Source organism: Paenibacillus sp. sg306046 (assembly GCF_059821225.1).
Window position 1 is genome coordinate 100,771 of the sequence record NZ_JCAMRT010000008.1, and the last position, 16,643, is coordinate 117,413.

Consider the following 16,643-nt stretch of genomic DNA (forward strand, 5'->3'; position numbering starts at 1 on the left):
CGCCGAGCCGCTTGCGACTTCAACGACGATGCTTAGCTTACGCTTCGTAGATCTGATTTAACAGCGCGCGCTGCTCCTCGATCAGCCGCAGCGGCTTCTGCAAGCTGTCCGCATAGGGGAACTGGGCGGACAGCAGATGGTAGAGCTGCGCAGCGTCGCCGAATTTGCCGACGGAGCGGGCGATATCGGCGATGGAGGCATCGGCCTTCCAGCGACCGATCTCATAATCCGGGCTGACGGCGCCGCGGTACGTAGAGAAGCCTTGCTTCGCCTGCCTGAGGCTTGCTTCGGCTTCGCGGTACAGCGCGTAGCCTTGCTTGAGCTTGGCCAGCGCAAGATAGAAGAGCGCATCCGGGAAATCAGGATGCAGCTCAAGCGCCTGCCGACAGCTTGCCTCGACGGCGGACCAATCGGCGTCGGCCGCGCGAATTTTGGCCGTCAGCATATGCACATCCAGCATACGCGCGAAGACGGGGACATGACGGGCGGCCGCAGCCGCTTGCTCCAAGCTGTCCAGCGCTTGTGCGCGCAAGCCAAGCGCCAGCGATTCGCGCGCATGGTAGAGCCACCAGCCGGGATGCTCCGGCTGCTCGCGCACCATCAGCTCCAGCAGGTGCAGGTTGCGCTGCAGCTTGTGCTTGGCGGCAACGATGGTCGGCTCGTAGCCGTCATGCAGCAGCCGGATTCGTACCGGCTGCCGGTAAGCGGCAAAGTCAGCGAGCAATCCTGCTTCCGGCCCGATCTGCTCATGCACGCGGCCGTGATAGCGAAATCCCCGGCGCAAAGGGAAAAACCGCGCCTGGGAAAATTCATGCATGATCGCGCCGCTGACCTGGTTAACCTGCCAAATCGAAAGGATCGGCGGAAGCGGCAGCTCATCGAATAGCCCGGCGGCCTCCCGTACAGCTGCCAGATCGTCCTCATGTAAATATTCGTCGGCATCGACCCACAGCACCCAATCGGCGTTGAAATGCCGCAAGCCTTCGTTGCGCAGCTCGGCAAAGCTGTCCTGCCAAGTCGTACGTACGATCCGCACCTGCGGAAAGCTGGCGGCGATGTCCAGCGTCCGGTCGGTTGAGCCGCTGTCAATCAGGACGATTTCGTCAACGGCTTCGACGAGGCTGGACAGGCAGCGGGCGATCGTACGTTCCTCGTTGCGGGCGATAATGCCCGCAGCGACGGATACTTGCTTCGGACGGAGCAGCTCGCGCACGTCCTCGCGGGATGGACCCGGCGGGATGTGCTGCAAGCGGCGGGTCACCTGATCCATCCAATCCGCTTGCGGATCAAGCAGCCAGGCTCGATCGAACGCCTGCCGGGCTGCAGCGCCGAAGCCCTGATGCATCAGGGCTTCGCCAAGCAGACACCAGCTTTGCGCCGCAAGCGGCACGCTGCGCAAAGCGGCGGCGGCGGCTTGCTGAGCCTCTGCATACTGCTGCTGCTGCAAATACGCGATAATCGGCGCGAACACCGTGTCGGGCGGCTGAGCGGGAGCGGCTACCCGGTCATGTTGAGCGCTGTTCATACGTTCGGAAAGTAGGGAATTTCATAGATCATTCCCACGCTGCCGTCAGGCAGTGTCGTTTTTAAGGTAAAGGTGACCATCCCCATGTTCATATTTTCGAACGTAATGACGAATTTGATCTTGCCCGCATCGGAATCCGGGGATAGCGTCGCCGTATACGCCTCATTGCTCGACTCGATCTGGGTGCCGTTAGCGACGACATCAATGCCGAACGGATTAAGCACTTCATAAGGGCTGCCCAGCGGCGAAGGCGTAGCAATTTTTACAATAAACTGATCAATGAAGCCGATTGTTCCGTCCTCGGACGTCGCGATGACCGTCACTTTGGCAGGCTCCTCGGTTGGCGTGTTCGCAGCCAAGGTCAGATGCTGGCTGTCTTCGGACATGCTGACGTCGAGCGCCGGGCTTTCGGTGTACGCCTTGAAGGTATAGGAGCCGATTAGTCCATAGTGCTGCTTCAGATTTTTCAGCGTGAAGGTGCTGCTGGTCGCCATCTGTGTGTCCGGCAGCTGTTGAAGAGCTTCGCTGGCCTTGCGCATCATGACCGTTTGCGTCGTGGTCTGGTTGTGATTGTCTGTCGCAGTGAACACAACGGACGCTGTCGTGTTCGCAGACGCATTGTGATTTGCCACAGAAATGATCTGACCGTACATGCTCATCGTCGTACCCAGCCAATTGGCCGGGTTGCCTTCATACGGAATGGACGTGTTCACCGTGAAGTCATCTTCATCCGGGTCGGCAAACAGCTTTTTGGAAATCAGCTTCTCAATGTCCGGCGCAACGTCAACCGTTGACGGCAGCAGGCTTGACGGCGGTTGATTGAGCATAAAGCGGAAGGTCGCCTCGGCGTAGCCCTGCGCATCATGGGCGCGCACTCTGACTGGAACGACAAGCGCTTCCTCCGTGACGGCATCCGTTTTGCGCAGCTGCAGCTGCATCTGACCAGACGGATAAAAAAAGCGCGCTTCATACCCAGGCAGCGGATGCTCATCGACAAGCTCCCAGTACAACTCATCATCATCCCGGTCTGAAAAGTTGCTAGCGACATTGGCAGAGGCAACCACGCCCGGCGGCTTGTCTTTCAGGTAGCTGACGGGAACAATGGCGCGGTTAACGGCAGGCACTTCGTTGACACGTCCTTGCAGCGTAAAATTAAACACGCCGCCCTTGCCGTCGAGCGCCGTCAGGTATACGTACAGGCTGGTATAGCTGCCCTCTTGTTCCGTGACTTCCCCTGCGAACTTCAACTCATTGCCGCTAACATAAATATTTTCTAGCCCTGCGTAGTTGGAGGCGACCTGATCGCCCCAGTGCTCTGCGGAATCCAGCACAAACGTCAGCGCATCACCGTCCTCGTCCTTAACGAGCGAGTTCAGATTCACGTTATGCGCCTGGCCTTCGTGATTGACGAATATGTAGTGCTGTGCGTTCGGATTAAATCTAGGCTTGTGATTGCCCAACAGATAGAGGGTGAGGGAAACCGACTCTCCGTCCGGATCGGTAGCTTTCAGAACAAATTCCGCCCTGGCGTCCGCTTGCTCCGGAACCCCCTTAATCGACAACTGCTTGTCCGATGATTCGTCGTTATTGATAAGCTGAGCCGTCAGTCCGTTCGATTGAACCGGTATGACCTCGTACGTCAGCAGATCGTTGTTAGCATCCGTGAACAGCGTCGACAACGGCTCGCTTGTATAGGCGATCCCCTCGCCCGTCAGCAGGTAATAGTCCGTAACCTCCGACATTTCAACAGTAGGAGCATTGTTCACTGCATAAAGCGTGACCTCGGCGGTTGCCGACAAAGCAGGCTTGCCGTCGCTTCGCTCCTCGGTCGCCGTCACCAGGTAGCTGGCGTTGGCCGTGATCGGGCTGGTGAACATCAGGAGATTGCCTGATACCATCATCTGCAAAGTGCCGGATTCAATCGTCTCCACCTGGTAGCTCAGCGTGTCGCCGTCCTCTTCGGTGAACAGGCTTGACAAGGTAATGTATGGCACGTAGGTGTTTCGACTAATCTCCCTGGTGTAAGGAACACCGACCGGCGCGCGGTTCACAACCGTGAGGGTGAACGTTGTCTCGGTCGAAAGTCCGCGCTTGTCGGTCGCTTTGACGGTGATATCCGTCGAAGCGGCAATGTCGCCGGTAAATGCCAGCATAGCGCCCTCGATGAAGGCAGAAAGACCTTGATTCGGCATGGAGGTGATTTCGTAGGTCAAAACCTCTTCATCCGGATCGCTAAAGTAGCTGTTCAGGTCAATTGCGGCCGGCGTATCCCCCTTGTATAAATTGAAGCTGCCCGCTGTGCCGACCGGCGGCTGGTTCACCTCGATGACCGTATACAGCACGGTTTTGGCCGCGCCCATCGGGTCAGTTGCGGTCACCTCGAACTCGGCCTGACCGGTTTGATAGCCAGTGAAGCTCAGCTGATTGCCGTTGATGTGAGCCGCCAGCCCGCCGTCCGCGACGGCGGAAACGGTGAATACCAGGGAATCGCCATCGACATCCTGAAAATTGGCCGACAGGTCGACCGCAGCTGGCGTTGTGTTGTGTGCGCCGTTGATCGTCTGCGGCTCGGCGGTCGGCGCGTTATTGACCGGCACGAGCTTGTAGACGGCGCTGACGAAACGGTTGCGTCCGTCCGTTGCGGTCACGGTAAAGCTGATGGTGTCCGTCGGCACGCCGGTGATGATCAGCTCGCTGCCGATGATCGAAGCCTGGACCGTGCCGTAATCCGACGGGTCGACCGTATACGTCAGCGCATCGCCATCCGCATCGGAGAAATTGTCGGCGAGCTGGATCGGGTTGACCTTGTTGTGGACCTCCAACGTCAATTCGCTCTGTGCGGCAACCGGCGCGCGGTTGACGACCGTGAAGGTGAACGTAGCCTTGGTCGAAAGTCCGCGCTTGTCAGTCGCTTCGATGGTGAAATCCGTCGAACCGGTAATAGATCCGGTAAAGGTGAGCAGCTGGCCGTTGATGCGGGCCGAAAGACCTCGACCTGGCTCGGCCGTGACCTCGTAGGTCAAAACCTCTTCCTCAGGATCGCTAAAGTAGTAGCTCAGGTCAATCGCGGCCGGCGTATCGCCCTTGTAGACGTTGAAGCTGCCCGCAGCGCCGACCGGCGGCTGGTTGATCTCGACGACGGTATACAGCACCGTTTTGGTGGCGCCCTTCGGGTCGGTTGCCGTTACCTCGAACTCGGCCTGGCCGGTTTGCTTGCCGGTGAAGATCAGTTCATTGCCGCTGATCCGGGCCTCCAAGCCGCCGTCTGCGATGGCGGAGACGGTGAACACTAGGGAATCGTCGTCGGCATCCTGGAAATTGGCGGTCAGATCGACAGCGGCTGGCGTCGTGTTGCGTGCGCCGTTAATCGTCTGCGGCTCGGCGGTCGGCGCGCGGTTCACGACGGTAAGCGTGAAGGTTGCTTTCGTTGAAAGTCCGCGCTTGTCAGTCGCTTCGATGATGAAGTCCGCCGAGCCGGTAATGGCCCCGGTAAATGTCAGCATATGGCCTTCGACAACAGCAGAGAGGCCCTGGCCAGGTCCGGTCGTAAGCTCGTAAGTCAAAGCCTCTTCATCCGGATCGCTAAAGTAGTGGCCCAGGTCAATCGCGGCCGGCGTATCGCCCTTGTATAAATTGAAGCTGCCCGCAGTACCGACCGGCGGCCGGTTGACCTCAATAACGGTGTACTGCACGGTAACCGTTGCGCCCATCGGGTCGGTTGCCGTTACTTCAAACACGGCCTGGCTCGTTTGCAAACCTGTAAAGGTCAGCTGATTGCCGTTGATGTGAGCCGCCAGCCCGCCGTCCGCGACCGTGGAAACGGTGAATACCAGGGAATCGCCATCGGCATCCTGAAAATTGGCCGACAGGTCGACCGCAGCTGGCGTTGTGTTGTGAGCGCCGTTAATCGTCTGCGGCAAGGCGGTTGGCGCGTTATTGACCGGCACCAGCTTGTACACGGTGCTGGCGGAAGCGTTGTGGCTGTCGGTCGCCGTGACCGTGAAGCTGACCGTATCCGTCGGCATGCCGGCAATGATCAGCTCACTGCCGACAATCGAAGCCTGAACCGTGCCATGGACAGGCGGGTCGACCGTATACGTCAGCGCATCGCCATCCGCATCGGAGAAATTGGCGGCGAGCTGGATCGGATTGACTTTGTTATGTACCTCGACCGTCAGCTCGCTGTGCTCCGCGACCGGAGCGCTGTTAACCAGCAAAATCGTGTAGACGACCGTTGTCCGGCCGCCCATCGGGTCAACAGCGGTGATCTCAAACGACGCTTCGCTCGTTTGCTGGCCGCTGAATCTCAGCTCGTTGCCCTTGAGCATCGCTTGGAGTCCGCCGCTTGTGGCCGAAGTCACGCTGAACACAAGCGGGTCGCCTTCCGCATCCTTGAAGTTATCGGTCAAATCAATTGCGTTAGGCGTTGTGTTGCGCGCGCCGTTGATCGTCTGCGCTTCCGCCGTCGGCGCCGTATTGGCCGGGGTAAACTGGTAGACGGCTTGCACGGAAGCCTGGTGGCTGTCGGCAGCCGTGACGGTAAAGCTGACCGGCTGCGACAAGTCGCCGGTGACGATCAAATATTTGCCTTCGATCCTTGCGTGGACGGACGTGACCTCCAGCGGCTCGACGGTAAAGGTCAGCGGTTCGTCATCCGGATCGCTGAAATTGTCCAGCAGCGAGATGACCGGAAACTGATTGTTGTGTACATTGGAGCCGATCCACGTCAGCGCGGCGACGGGCGTGCGGTTGCTGACCGTGTAAACGAATTCGGATTCGACATAATGACCGTCCGTGTCGGTGGCCCGCACGGTGAACCGGCTGGAAGCCGTGATGCTGCCGGTAAACAGCAGGCGGCCATCGACAATTTTCGCCGTAATGCCGTTCAGCGCTTCGGGCGAGCCCGGCGTGACCGTGTAGGTCAGCTCATCGCCGTCCGGATCTGCGAAATAGGCAGCCAGCTCAATCGGCGCAAGCTCGTCCCGTATGGATACCGGCACGCTTGGCGGCGTCAGCAGCCGGATTGGCGCGCGGTTCTGCGGAGTAAAGCTGACGAGAGCGCTGCCGCTGCCTCCGCGGTTATCGGAGGCGGTGACCGTGAAGGTTGCTTGGCTTGTAAGTTTGCCGTTAAAGGTCAGGACGCCGCTCTGAATCGTTGCCGTGATGCCGCCGGAGGACGACGGGGACAAGCTGTACGACAGCGCATCGCCATCCGGGTCCGTAAACATCGTAGATAAAGACAGGCTCGACAGGGAGCTGTTTTTATAAACGGACTGGCTGACCGAGGCGCCTACCGGCGGCCGGTTCGCTTGCACATACCGATACGTAAAGACGGCGTTGTCTGTAGCGCCGAGCGGGTCCCGGGCGATGACGGTAAACGAAGCGTCGCCCGTCAACTGGCCGGCGAAGGTCAGCTTTCCGTCAAGGATCGTCGCCAGCAAGCCGCCGGAGCTTTGCGGTGTGACGGAATACGTCAGCGGATCGCCGTCCGGATCGTCAAAGTAAGTGGCCATCGTCACCGAAGCCGGCGTTGTGCCTCCCGGCGTATCCGCGGAAAACGATCTGCCGACCGGGGGCCGATTCGTGGTTGCCGCCACAGGGCTAAGCACGAGATGAAACGGACTTGATTCATACAGCCCGTCGCTGGCGACCAGTGAAATTTCCGTGCGGCCGGCGAGCTGTCCGCTAAAACGCAGGAGGTCTTGCTCGACATACGGAGTCAGCGGAGCGAGTGCTCCCGTATACGTGGCATCCGTCACGGCGGTACCGGTGATCCGATACGTAAGCGCATCGCGATCGAGATCGGTGAAGTAAGAGCTGAGCGGAATCGGCTGAGGCTGCGTGTACACCACCGCCTGCACCGTGACGCTGTCCGCAACCGGTGTCGGCGCTGCATTCGGGAGCAGCTTGATCGAAGCAAACGCGCCCTTCGGATCGGACGCATACACGGTAAACGCAGTGCGCGCCGTCTGCGTGCCGCTCAAGGTCAGCCGGCTGCCGTTCATCGACGCCTGTACGCCGTTCATGGATGCCGGGAGGACGAAGTAATCCAGCGGATCGCCGTCAGGGTCTGCGAAAAAGCCGGCCATTTCCAGAGAGAAGTCCGAGCTGTAGCGCAGCGTATACGTCGCCTGGGTGACGGTTGGCGTCTGGTTGGTGATGACCTCGCCCGGAGCAATGGTTTGCAGGTAGGTGGACACGGACGCGCGGTCTGTAAATTTGGACGGATTGGCGCCCATATAACGCACGAGATCGCCGATATCCATCTGGCCGTCATCGCCCGCATCCAGTACGTTGACGGCTACCTCGCGGGAGGCGCCGTTGAGCGTAACGGTAAATGTAGCCTGACCGGGCTGACGGAAAAACAATTGCAGGTCGTCGGCCTGCTTGTCGTAGGAGACAACATCGCCGTTGCTGCTGTCGGTAATCTGGAAAGCGCCCGCGTTGCCGTCAAACAAATCCTTGAGCTGCAGCTTCATCTGCTCGCCGGGCAGCGCCACGATATCATGGACGGGCTGCGGGGTGAGCGCTGCATGGACGGGGGCAGCGGGATAAACGACAGGAGCTATAAGCAATGAGGCGGCCAACAGCGCTTTCCAGGCTTTGGTTGGAGCCGAAGAGGATGAATTGGGTAAGTTGGACATGTGGAACCTCATTTCGTCAAATCTATATGCCTATTCTACCATGAATAAAGTGGGAAATAGAATCAACCTTTCGTTAAATTTCGGGCAAACGTGATAAATTTCACGGAAAGCCGCCACAGCAGACCGGGGCAGGAGCCTGCCAGCGGTTTGGGGCTAGGAGGGGAGCGCCGGCTGTTGTATACTAAAACGATCATTTCCTGACAGAGTCATAGAATCGGACTCGGCAGGACGGAAAGAGGGGACAACTGTGAAGTTTGATGTTGACTATATCTCATTTTTTGTCATCCAGGTGGATGGGGAGGAGGGACAGGGCGGCAAGCGCAGCAAGCATTTTCAGACGATGGACGGCGAGGACTACGCGGACAGCGAGCTGAGCGGGTTTTTGGACGGGGAATTTTCGAAGACGGCCAAGCGCAAGGCGGAGCGCCATCCGAAGGCGGAGCAGGTGCCGACGAAGATCGGGCATTTTATCGTGGAGCCGGGGTACGAGCTGGACAGCAACCCGAACTATAACTTGTTCGCACGGCTGCGCACAGCCGGATCGGCCGCTGAATTTATGGGGCACGCCGACGAGCTGGTGACCGCTTATATGGATGCGAGCGCCATCCGGGGCGGGGCGATGTTTATCGTGCGCGCCAAGCTGAATGAGCTGTTTGACGAGCCGTTTTTGTTTGTGTTCAAATGCGATTTCGAGCAGAAAATTGCCCGCGTCACCGACGAGCGAAGCTTGTTGAACCGGGTCGAGATGGCGATCAACGCCAAAAATCTCAAGTCGATCATGTATCCGCATATGCCGGAGCCCGGGATGCTGGAGCCGGGCGAGCTGAAAATTCATCAGGCGTCGCATGCGCGGTATTTTGAGGATTTTCTCAAATTTGTCGATTACGAGAAATCTGTTCCGGAGCTGATGAATGAGCAGGTGCTTGGCTTCGTGCAGCAATATGTCGAGCAGGTGTATGAGGAGAATACGGAGGCGAAGGAGCGCGAGCTGGAGGAGATGGAGTTGTGGGCGCACAGCGACAAACGCGAGCTGCAGGAAAAGTGGGAGCCGGCGCAGGTGATCGAAGCGACATCCATCATGGTGGAGCAAAAGCCGGACCTGGACATGAAAATCGACCTGGGCGGCCACATGAGCGTGCGCGCGCTGCTCGCGGATTATGGAGACCGGCTGCATATCGCCAAGCTCGGCGGCCGCTATGTCGTCGTGATGGAGGCGGAGACGCTGCAATTCGACCGCGGCATCTCGCCGATTGAGCTGCTGCTGCCGGAATCGCTGGAAACGCTGGTCGAGCGGCTGCGCGACAAGGTCCGGGCTGAGGGCAGCGAGGCGGCGCTGCCGTATTGACGGGGGCTTGCGGCTCGTTGGCGTCGGCCGCATAAACGAAAAACGTATTTAGGAACCAGCATATTGGGGAGGAAAATCAATGAGCAACCTGAGCCTGCAATTTCAAAAGCCTGCTGTACATTGGACGGAAGCTTTGCCTGTCGGAAACGGCAGACTTGGCGCGATGATATTCGGGGGAATCGAGCGGGAGCGGATCGGGCTGAATGAAGATACGCTTTGGTCCGGCTATCCCAAGGCATGGAACAATGCTGCCGCGAAGCAGCGGCTGCCGGAAGTACGCAGTCTGATTGAGCAGGAGCGTTATGCGGAAGCGGAGCTGCTCACCAGGGAGATGCTGGGACCTTATACCCAGTCGTACCTGCCTTTTGGCGACTTGAACCTGACGATGGAGCATGGAAATCTGGCGCGGGACTACAAGCGGTCGTTGGATCTGGCCACAGGAATCGTCACGGTCCGTTATCGGATCGGGGACGTTGCGTATACCCGTGAAGTTTTTGCTTCGTATCCCGATCAGGTCATTGTGGTCCGGTTGACGTCAAGCGCAGAGGGGATGCTCCGTTTGCGGGCCAGGCTGGACAGTCCGCTCCGGGCGGTCTCGTTTACGGAATCCGGCCAATATGGATTGTCCGGTCAAGCTCCGGAGCATGTGTCGCCCAATTACTGCGATGTTCAGGACCCTGTTCAGTATGGCGAGGCCGGGGCTTCCAGAGGGCTCCGCTTCAACGGGCGTCTGGCGGTCGCCTATGACGGAGGGACGTGCAGTGCGGATGCAGACGGCCTGCACCTGGTTGGCGCAACAAGGGCGGTCTTATACGTGGCTGCAGCAACGTCGTTTGATCCGGCGCTTGCTGCTTCAAGCCCTGAGCGGAAACCGGAGTCGGTTACGGCGGAGGCTATCGAAGCCGCGCTTCAATGGAGCGAAGAGGAGCTTGTGAATCGTCATATTGAAGATCATGCGCGTTTGTTTGAGCGTGTCAAGCTGCATCTCGGGGAAAGCATCGCCCCTGCGGAGCTGCCCACGGATCGCCGGATTGCCGAGTATGGCAGCCGTGACCCCGGCTTGGTGGAGCTCCTGTTTCATTACGGACGGTACTTATTAATTGCCTGCTCCCGCCCCGGAACGCAGCCGGCCAATCTGCAGGGCATCTGGAATCAGGATACGCGCGCTCCGTGGAGCAGCAATTACACTCTTAATATTAATACGGAAATGAACTACTGGCCCGCCGAGGTTTGTAATATGGCCGAGCTGCACGAGCCGCTGTTTGATTTTATCGGCAGGCTGGCGGTGAACGGGAAGCAGACGGCTGAAACCAATTATGGCGCAAGAGGCTGGGTCGCCCATCATAATTCCGACCTGTGGGGTCAAAGCGGACCCGTAGGCGATTACGGGCATGGTGATCCGGTGTGGGCTTTTTGGCCGATGGGCGGCGCATGGCTGACCCAGCATCTGTGGGAGCATTATATGTACAGCGGAGACAAGGGTTTTCTGCGGGACAAGGCTTACCCGATCATGAAGGAGGCTGCGCTTTTCTGTCTCGATTGGCTGGTTCCAAATGAGGATGGGCTGCTGGTCACCTCACCCTCCACCTCGCCTGAGCATAAATTTCGGATCGGGGACAAGGTTCATGCGGTAAGCGCGGCTGCCGCGATGGACTTGATCTTGATCGAAGAACTGTTTGACAACTGCATGCTGTCAGCCCAAGCGCTCGGGACGGATGAAGCGTTTGTCCTGACGCTGCAGGAGGCCAAGCGCAAGCTGTTTCCGGTTCAAATCGGCAAAAACGGACAGCTGCAGGAGTGGTTCAAGGATTTTGAGGATGAACAGGTCCATCACCGTCACGTATCGCATCTTGTCGGCGTGTATCCGGGACGGGTGATTACAGAGCGTTCCAAGCCGGAGCTGTTCGAAGCGGCGAAAACATCGCTTGCGATCCGGGGCGACGAGGGGACCGGGTGGAGTCTTGGCTGGAAAATTGGATTGTGGGCCCGCTTCAAGGATGGAAATCGCGCAGAACGATTGATTTCCAACCTGCTCAACCTCGTCAAGGAGGGAGAAACGGTCAGTCAAAAGGGCGGGGTTTACGCAAATCTGTTCGATGCGCACCCTCCTTTCCAAATAGATGGAAATTTCGCGGCAACAGCAGGGATTGCCGAAATGCTTCTGCAGTCCCATCAGGGCTATTTGGAGCTGTTGCCTTCGCTGCCCGACGCGTGGAGGGATGGCTATGTGCAGGGGCTCCGCGGCAGAGGCGGATATGAAATCGACATTCGCTGGAAAAACGGGTCTTTGTGCGAAGCTGCGATTACGGCTAAAGCGGCCGCAGCCTGCGAAATTTTTGTTCATGCGCCTGTCCGTATTTTTTGCGAGGGTGAGGAAATGGACGTTGCCACGTCGAAGGATGGAAGGCTCTTGCTTCACTTGGAGGGCGGAAAACGTTACGTTTTGTCAGCGCAATCAAGGTTCGGCCTCTGACACAAGGTGACGGGCAAGCAGTCTCCTGAATACAGAGGACCGGCGTCAGTCTGAGCGTGAGCATTCTGAACCGGGGCGGGGGGATTCATCCCTCAGCCAACTGTCGCCGGCCGCTCTTTATTTCCTCGCCAGCAGCCTGAACGTTTGCACGGGGCTGCACGCATCGGGCAGCTGCGGAATACGCTGTGTCAGCGGCTCGTGAGCAGCTTAGTGACGGAGGGGATCAAGGTGACGAAGGTACGAGGGCGGACATCTCCTGACCGGGGTGAGAAGCTGATTACGAAGGGCTTGCAGTTTCGCGGGAGGCCATACCGCTTGGGCGCAAAGTCCAACAGCACCAAGATGTTCGACTGCAGCTCGCTTACCCAGTATTTATTCCGCCATTTGCAGATCGAGCTGCCCCGGACATCCCGCCAGCAAAGCAAGCTGGGAACCCTTGTGCAGCGCAGACGCATCCGCCGGGGAGACCTTCTGTTTTTTACGAACCGGGCACGCAAGCGTGAACGGGGCATTAAGAAGATCGGCCATGTCGGAATTGCCGTGGGGAAACATAAGATGCTGCATTCCTGCATAAAGGACGGCGTTACGATTACGAGGCTCAAGGAGAAGGTGTCTGCGCGGCAAACGACACGCTGGATCGACTATTTGTTGTTTGCGAAGCGGCTGTAGCGGCGAGCGAGGAGAAGGCGCGGCCGGCCGATGGCGGCCGCGCTTGGATGAAGCGGCAAGAAGCCTCCCCGGTGCAGGGAGGCTTCTTGCCGTAGATCGAGCCTGCAGGCAGCGGCTGATGCGGCCGCTGCCTGCAGGCTCAGGCTCGCGCCGCCGGGGCTGGGCGGCGCGGTCAAGCCTGTGGCAGCCCCGCCGGGCCGGGCTGCCGGGAGCTAGCGGCGGCCGCGCGGCCGGGCCGCCTGCTTCTCGCTGCCGGGCGCGCGCCGCGGCTCCGGCCGGAGCACGTCCAGCAGCAGATCATGCTGCTGCTGGGTTTCCCAGGTGGCGGCGAAGCGCACCTGGTGGGAGACGCCCGGCAGATCGTAGCGCTGCGCCAGATGCTGCCGGGCGGAGCCGACAATGAGCGTGTGCAGCCGCACGCGCCGGGTTTGTCCGAGCGCGGCGAGCGCCTCGCGCACAGGCGGGGAGACCGCTCCGACGCCATCGGTCACCATGACAAAGTCCGCGTCGCGGTAGCGCGGCTCCGCGTCGACCAGCTCGATGCCGCGGCGCAGCGGCGCGTCGAAATGCGTGCCGCCGCCGAAGGCAAGCTGCGAGAGCGCGTAAAACGCGGCCCAGTCCGGCTTGCGCCAGGCGAGCGGCCGCTCCAGCAGCTCGCCGCGCGCGCCGAAGAGCAGCAGCAGGAAGTCGCGTTTCTCCAGCATGCTGTAGGCGGCGAAGGTGGCGACAAATACTTGCGCCAGCCGCAGCTTGGCTCCGCGCATCGAATGCGACGTGTCCAGCATGCAAATGACCGGACCGCGCTCCGGCTCACGGTCCCAGCCGGCGAGCGTATAGCTGAGCAGCTTGCGCTCCATCCATTTGACGAAGAAATAATCCTCGTAAGCCGGATCGGCGAGCAAGCTGGCTTCGCTCGGCAGCATATGGCCGATATCGCCGGATTGGCGCAGCTCGTCGTAGCTTTCCGGGACATGCGGCACGCGCACCCGTTTGCGGGCAGCCTTGAGCTGCTGCAGCTGCCGTCCGACCTCCTGCAGGAAGCCGAGCAGGTCGGGATAACGCTTGAGCTTCTCGGCCCATTCCAGGTAATGCGCGTACTGCTGCCGGTGCAGACGGCCGAGGTCGCTGCCCCAACGGCGGTTGGCGATCTGCTGGCTCGCCTTCAGCAGCTCGGCGAGGTCGGTTTCCTCGCGGACTTCGCGGGCGAGCGATTCGGCGAGCGCCCGGCCGATCCAGTCGCCGAGCTGCTCATCCAGCTGGCGGAACGTTTCCTGCTCCTTGCGCCGCAGCCGCTCCGCCTGCTTCTCCGCATCCTTCAGCTCCTGCTCCGCGCGGGCCAGCTTCTGCCGCAGCTTGTCCCGCCGCTGGAAATCGGTGCGCATCTCCTCCTGCAGCGAGCGAATGCGTTCCTTCAGCGCCTGAACCTCCGCAGCGGCAAGCGGACGCGCATCCAGCGCCGCCTGCTTGTCCTCCACGCGCTGCTTGCCTTGCTGCAGCGTGTAGCCGACGAGCCGCAGCCGCTCGATTTGCTTGTCCGACAGATGCTCCTGCACGGTCGGCGCGTCCTGCTCCTGGCGGCCCTGCTGGCGCTCGCGTTCGCTGAGACCGATCGTGCGCAGCTGCGCGGCTTCCTGCTTACGCCGCTTCACCTCCTCCTCGAAGGTAGCCGTCAGCCACATCAGCGCCTTGAGCGCCGTGCGGAAGGACGCGTTCGCCTGCCCGATCGTTAGCGGATGAAGCTGGCGGTAGAAGTGCTGTCTGCGCAGCTCGCGCACCATCCAGCGATGGAAGGGCTCGGCGTAGGCCGCAGACTCCTCTTCGGGCCGCGCCAAATAAAAGCAATGATAGAAGTCGGCGAACAGCTCGACCGTAAACCAGGCGGTGCGCGCCTGCACGTCCCGCATCCACTCCTGGGCGGCGCGGGAATTTGTAACGAAGCCGTCAAACACATAGCGGTCAATCTTGGCCGCACGGATGATCATAAGCTCACCTCGTCCTCGTCATAGGGGAAAGCGCCGTCCGGCCTCACAGCGTATAATCATATTCGATGCCGGGCAGCTCGCGGTCAAACAAGGTGCGGTACAAGCCTTGCAGCGTCTGGAGCGTCCGCTCCCCCTGAATGCGCAGATGCGTATACTTCACGGCGTAATGCGCTGTCTGCAGCACCAGGAAGTTGCGATTGCGGATATACCCCGGCAAATCCTTCTCCCGCTGCAGCCACTGGACGAGCTTGCCCTGCAGCTCGCGGGCTGTTTCCTCCAGCTCCTGCTTGCATTCCTCCAGATTGGCTTTCGCCTTTTGCTGGTCCTCCTGGCTGAGCCGCGCGCCGATTTCCTTCTTGAACTGAAAGGCATGCAGCGCATCTTCCTGCGCGAGCCAATGCTTGGCGATCCGGTCGTAGCGGCGCAGCGGCAGCTCGCGTTCCGTCTCGGCCTTGAGCGTTTCCTGGAAGCTTTTCTGGAACAGCTCATTCAGCGGGCCGAAATCCTCCGGATGATCCCATAACATATGCGGGGTAAATACGGTGTCCCATACGAGCGCTTCCGTCCGTCCGTTCAGAGCGGCGGATGTTTGCCACACTTGGCCGATTTTGCGCCAGCGCCGGTCGGACAGCGTAAACTCCTGTTCCTCCATGGCGGTTTTCAGCTGGTACAGCATATAAATAAGCGTCTCCGGCAGCGTGACCCTGGCCGCGGCAGTCCGCACCGTGTCGATATGCGACAGCGACAGGGAAGCGGGGATGGGCTCGTCCGTCAGCTGAAACATGCGTTCATAGCTTGACATTTGCTTGAGATAATCGACCTCGTACCGGATCAGAAAACGGTCATACAGCGCCTCAAGCTGCTCCTGCTCCTCCGGCAGCTCGTTGGAGGCCGCGATCAGAAAGCGGAGCGGGGCTTGCTGCTTCGTTTGTCCGTTAAAAAAGATACGTTCGTTCAGCAGCGACAGCAGCGCATTCAGAATCGCACTGTTCGACTTGAATATTTCATCCAGAAACGCAAAGTCCGCGTCCGGGAGATACCCTTCCGTCTGGCGGATGTAACGGTCCAGCTTCAGCTGGCGCAGCGATACGGGGCCGAACATTTCATCCGGCGTCGTAAACCGCGTGAGCAGGTAGTCAAACCAGCGCCCTCCATCAAACAGCTGGGCGATGCCGCGAGCAAGCTGCGACTTGGCGGTTCCGGGAGGGCCGACCAGCAGCACGTGCTCGCCCGACAGCAGTCCGAGCAGCATCAGACGAATCAGCTCCTCCCGTTCGAGGAACCGGGCTTCAAGCTGCGCGATCGCCTGCTCCAGCTTCTGTTGGATCGTTGCAATTTCATTCATGGCAGACAGCTCCTTCCGTCATACGGTGAATTGGATTTATTGTACCAGACGCGATACAATTTCTCTAATGCGCTGAGCAGGCATTTGCACCCACACGCTGAGGAGGATGTTAGACGATGAATGTAGCGAATTTTACCGTACAAACGATTGACGGCCAAGAGCAGCCCTTGTCCGCATATGCCGGCAAGGTGCTGCTTATTGTGAATACGGCCAGCGCCTGCGGCTTGACGCCGCAATACCAGGGCTTGCAGGAGCTGCATGAGACGTATGCGGAGCAAGGTCTGGCCGTGCTTGGCTTCCCGTGCAACCAGTTTGCGGGCCAGGAGCCGGGAACGGAAGCGGAGATCAAGCAGTTTTGCGAGCTGAACTACAAGGTGTCCTTCCCGCTGTTTGCGAAAATCGACGTGAAGGGCGAGCACGCCCACCCGTTGTACCGGTATTTGGTCGATCAGGTGCCGCCGCCGTATCGTACGGGAGACGTCGAGTGGAACTTTGTGAAATTTCTTGTGAACCGCGAAGGTGACGTGGTCAAGCAGTTCAGCGCGCGCACTGCGCCCTCCGAGCTGAAGCCGGACATCGAGCAGCTGCTCGGGTAGCTGTTGCGATCGTTGTCCTCCTTGAACGGCCTCGATAGAGGTTTTTTAAAACTTTTCCTGCAAA

8 protein-coding genes are annotated in these 16,643 nt (G+C 59.5%); 4 read left to right on the plus strand and 4 right to left on the minus strand.

What is annotated here, in order from left to right:
• Nucleotides 1–37 precede the first annotated feature (37 nt).
• Both AC6ROY_RS10470 and AC6ROY_RS10475 read right to left on the minus strand, forming a co-directional pair.
• Complete coding sequence (locus AC6ROY_RS10470) at nucleotides 38–1,525, minus strand: glycosyltransferase family 2 protein (protein WP_500100294.1); 1,488 nt, start codon at nucleotides 1,523–1,525, stop codon at nucleotides 38–40.
• Complete coding sequence (locus AC6ROY_RS10475) at nucleotides 1,522–8,169, minus strand: Ig-like domain-containing protein (RefSeq protein ID WP_500100295.1); 6,648 nt, start codon at nucleotides 8,167–8,169, stop codon at nucleotides 1,522–1,524. Before AC6ROY_RS10475 ends, AC6ROY_RS10470 begins: the two co-directional genes overlap by 4 nt.
• A gap of 247 nt (nucleotides 8,170–8,416) precedes the next feature.
• Between AC6ROY_RS10475 and AC6ROY_RS10480 the strand changes: the two genes are divergently transcribed.
• From AC6ROY_RS10480 to AC6ROY_RS10490, 3 genes are all read left to right on the plus strand, one after another.
• Entirely contained in the window at nucleotides 8,417–9,514 is a 1,098-nt protein-coding gene (locus AC6ROY_RS10480) for a DUF3900 domain-containing protein (protein ID WP_500100296.1), read from the plus strand.
• Nucleotides 9,515–9,593: 79 nt separating this feature from the next.
• Nucleotides 9,594–11,987: a glycoside hydrolase family 95 protein gene (locus AC6ROY_RS10485; RefSeq protein ID WP_500100297.1), complete on the plus strand. Its 2,394-nt coding sequence runs from the start codon at nucleotides 9,594–9,596 to the stop codon at nucleotides 11,985–11,987.
• A 228-nt stretch (nucleotides 11,988–12,215) separates the two neighbouring features.
• Nucleotides 12,216–12,656, plus strand: a complete 441-nt coding sequence (locus tag AC6ROY_RS10490) for a C40 family peptidase (RefSeq protein ID WP_500100298.1) — start codon at nucleotides 12,216–12,218, stop codon at nucleotides 12,654–12,656.
• Nucleotides 12,657–12,868: 212 nt separating this feature from the next.
• On the opposite strand, the gene AC6ROY_RS10495 is transcribed toward AC6ROY_RS10490, so the two are convergent.
• Complete coding sequence (locus AC6ROY_RS10495; protein WP_500100299.1) at nucleotides 12,869–14,638, minus strand: vWA domain-containing protein; 1,770 nt, start codon at nucleotides 14,636–14,638, stop codon at nucleotides 12,869–12,871.
• Nucleotides 14,639–14,681: 43 nt separating this feature from the next.
• Complete coding sequence (locus AC6ROY_RS10500; protein ID WP_500100300.1) at nucleotides 14,682–15,983, minus strand: AAA family ATPase; 1,302 nt, start codon at nucleotides 15,981–15,983, stop codon at nucleotides 14,682–14,684.
• A gap of 116 nt (nucleotides 15,984–16,099) precedes the next feature.
• Between AC6ROY_RS10500 and AC6ROY_RS10505 the strand changes: the two genes are divergently transcribed.
• Nucleotides 16,100–16,579 carry a glutathione peroxidase gene (locus AC6ROY_RS10505; RefSeq protein ID WP_500100301.1) on the plus strand — a complete coding sequence of 160 codons (480 nt, stop codon included), beginning with the start codon at nucleotides 16,100–16,102 and terminating at the stop codon, nucleotides 16,577–16,579.
• Nucleotides 16,580–16,643 lie beyond the last annotated feature (64 nt).

Bases quoted from the DNA above. Each gene is read 5' to 3' on its own strand.
- AC6ROY_RS10470 (WP_500100294.1), bottom strand. From the start codon at position 1,525: ATGAACAGCGCTCAACATGACCGGGTAGCCGCTCCCGCTCAGCCGCCC.
- AC6ROY_RS10475 (WP_500100295.1), bottom strand. From the start codon at position 8,169: ATGTCCAACTTACCCAATTCATCCTCTTCGGCTCCAACCAAAGCCTGG.
- AC6ROY_RS10485 (WP_500100297.1), top strand. From the start codon at position 9,594: ATGAGCAACCTGAGCCTGCAATTTCAAAAGCCTGCTGTACATTGGACG.
- AC6ROY_RS10495 (WP_500100299.1), bottom strand. From the start codon at position 14,638: ATGATCATCCGTGCGGCCAAGATTGACCGCTATGTGTTTGACGGCTTC.
- AC6ROY_RS10500 (WP_500100300.1), bottom strand. From the start codon at position 15,983: ATGAATGAAATTGCAACGATCCAACAGAAGCTGGAGCAGGCGATCGCG.
- AC6ROY_RS10505 (WP_500100301.1), top strand. From the start codon at position 16,100: ATGAATGTAGCGAATTTTACCGTACAAACGATTGACGGCCAAGAGCAG.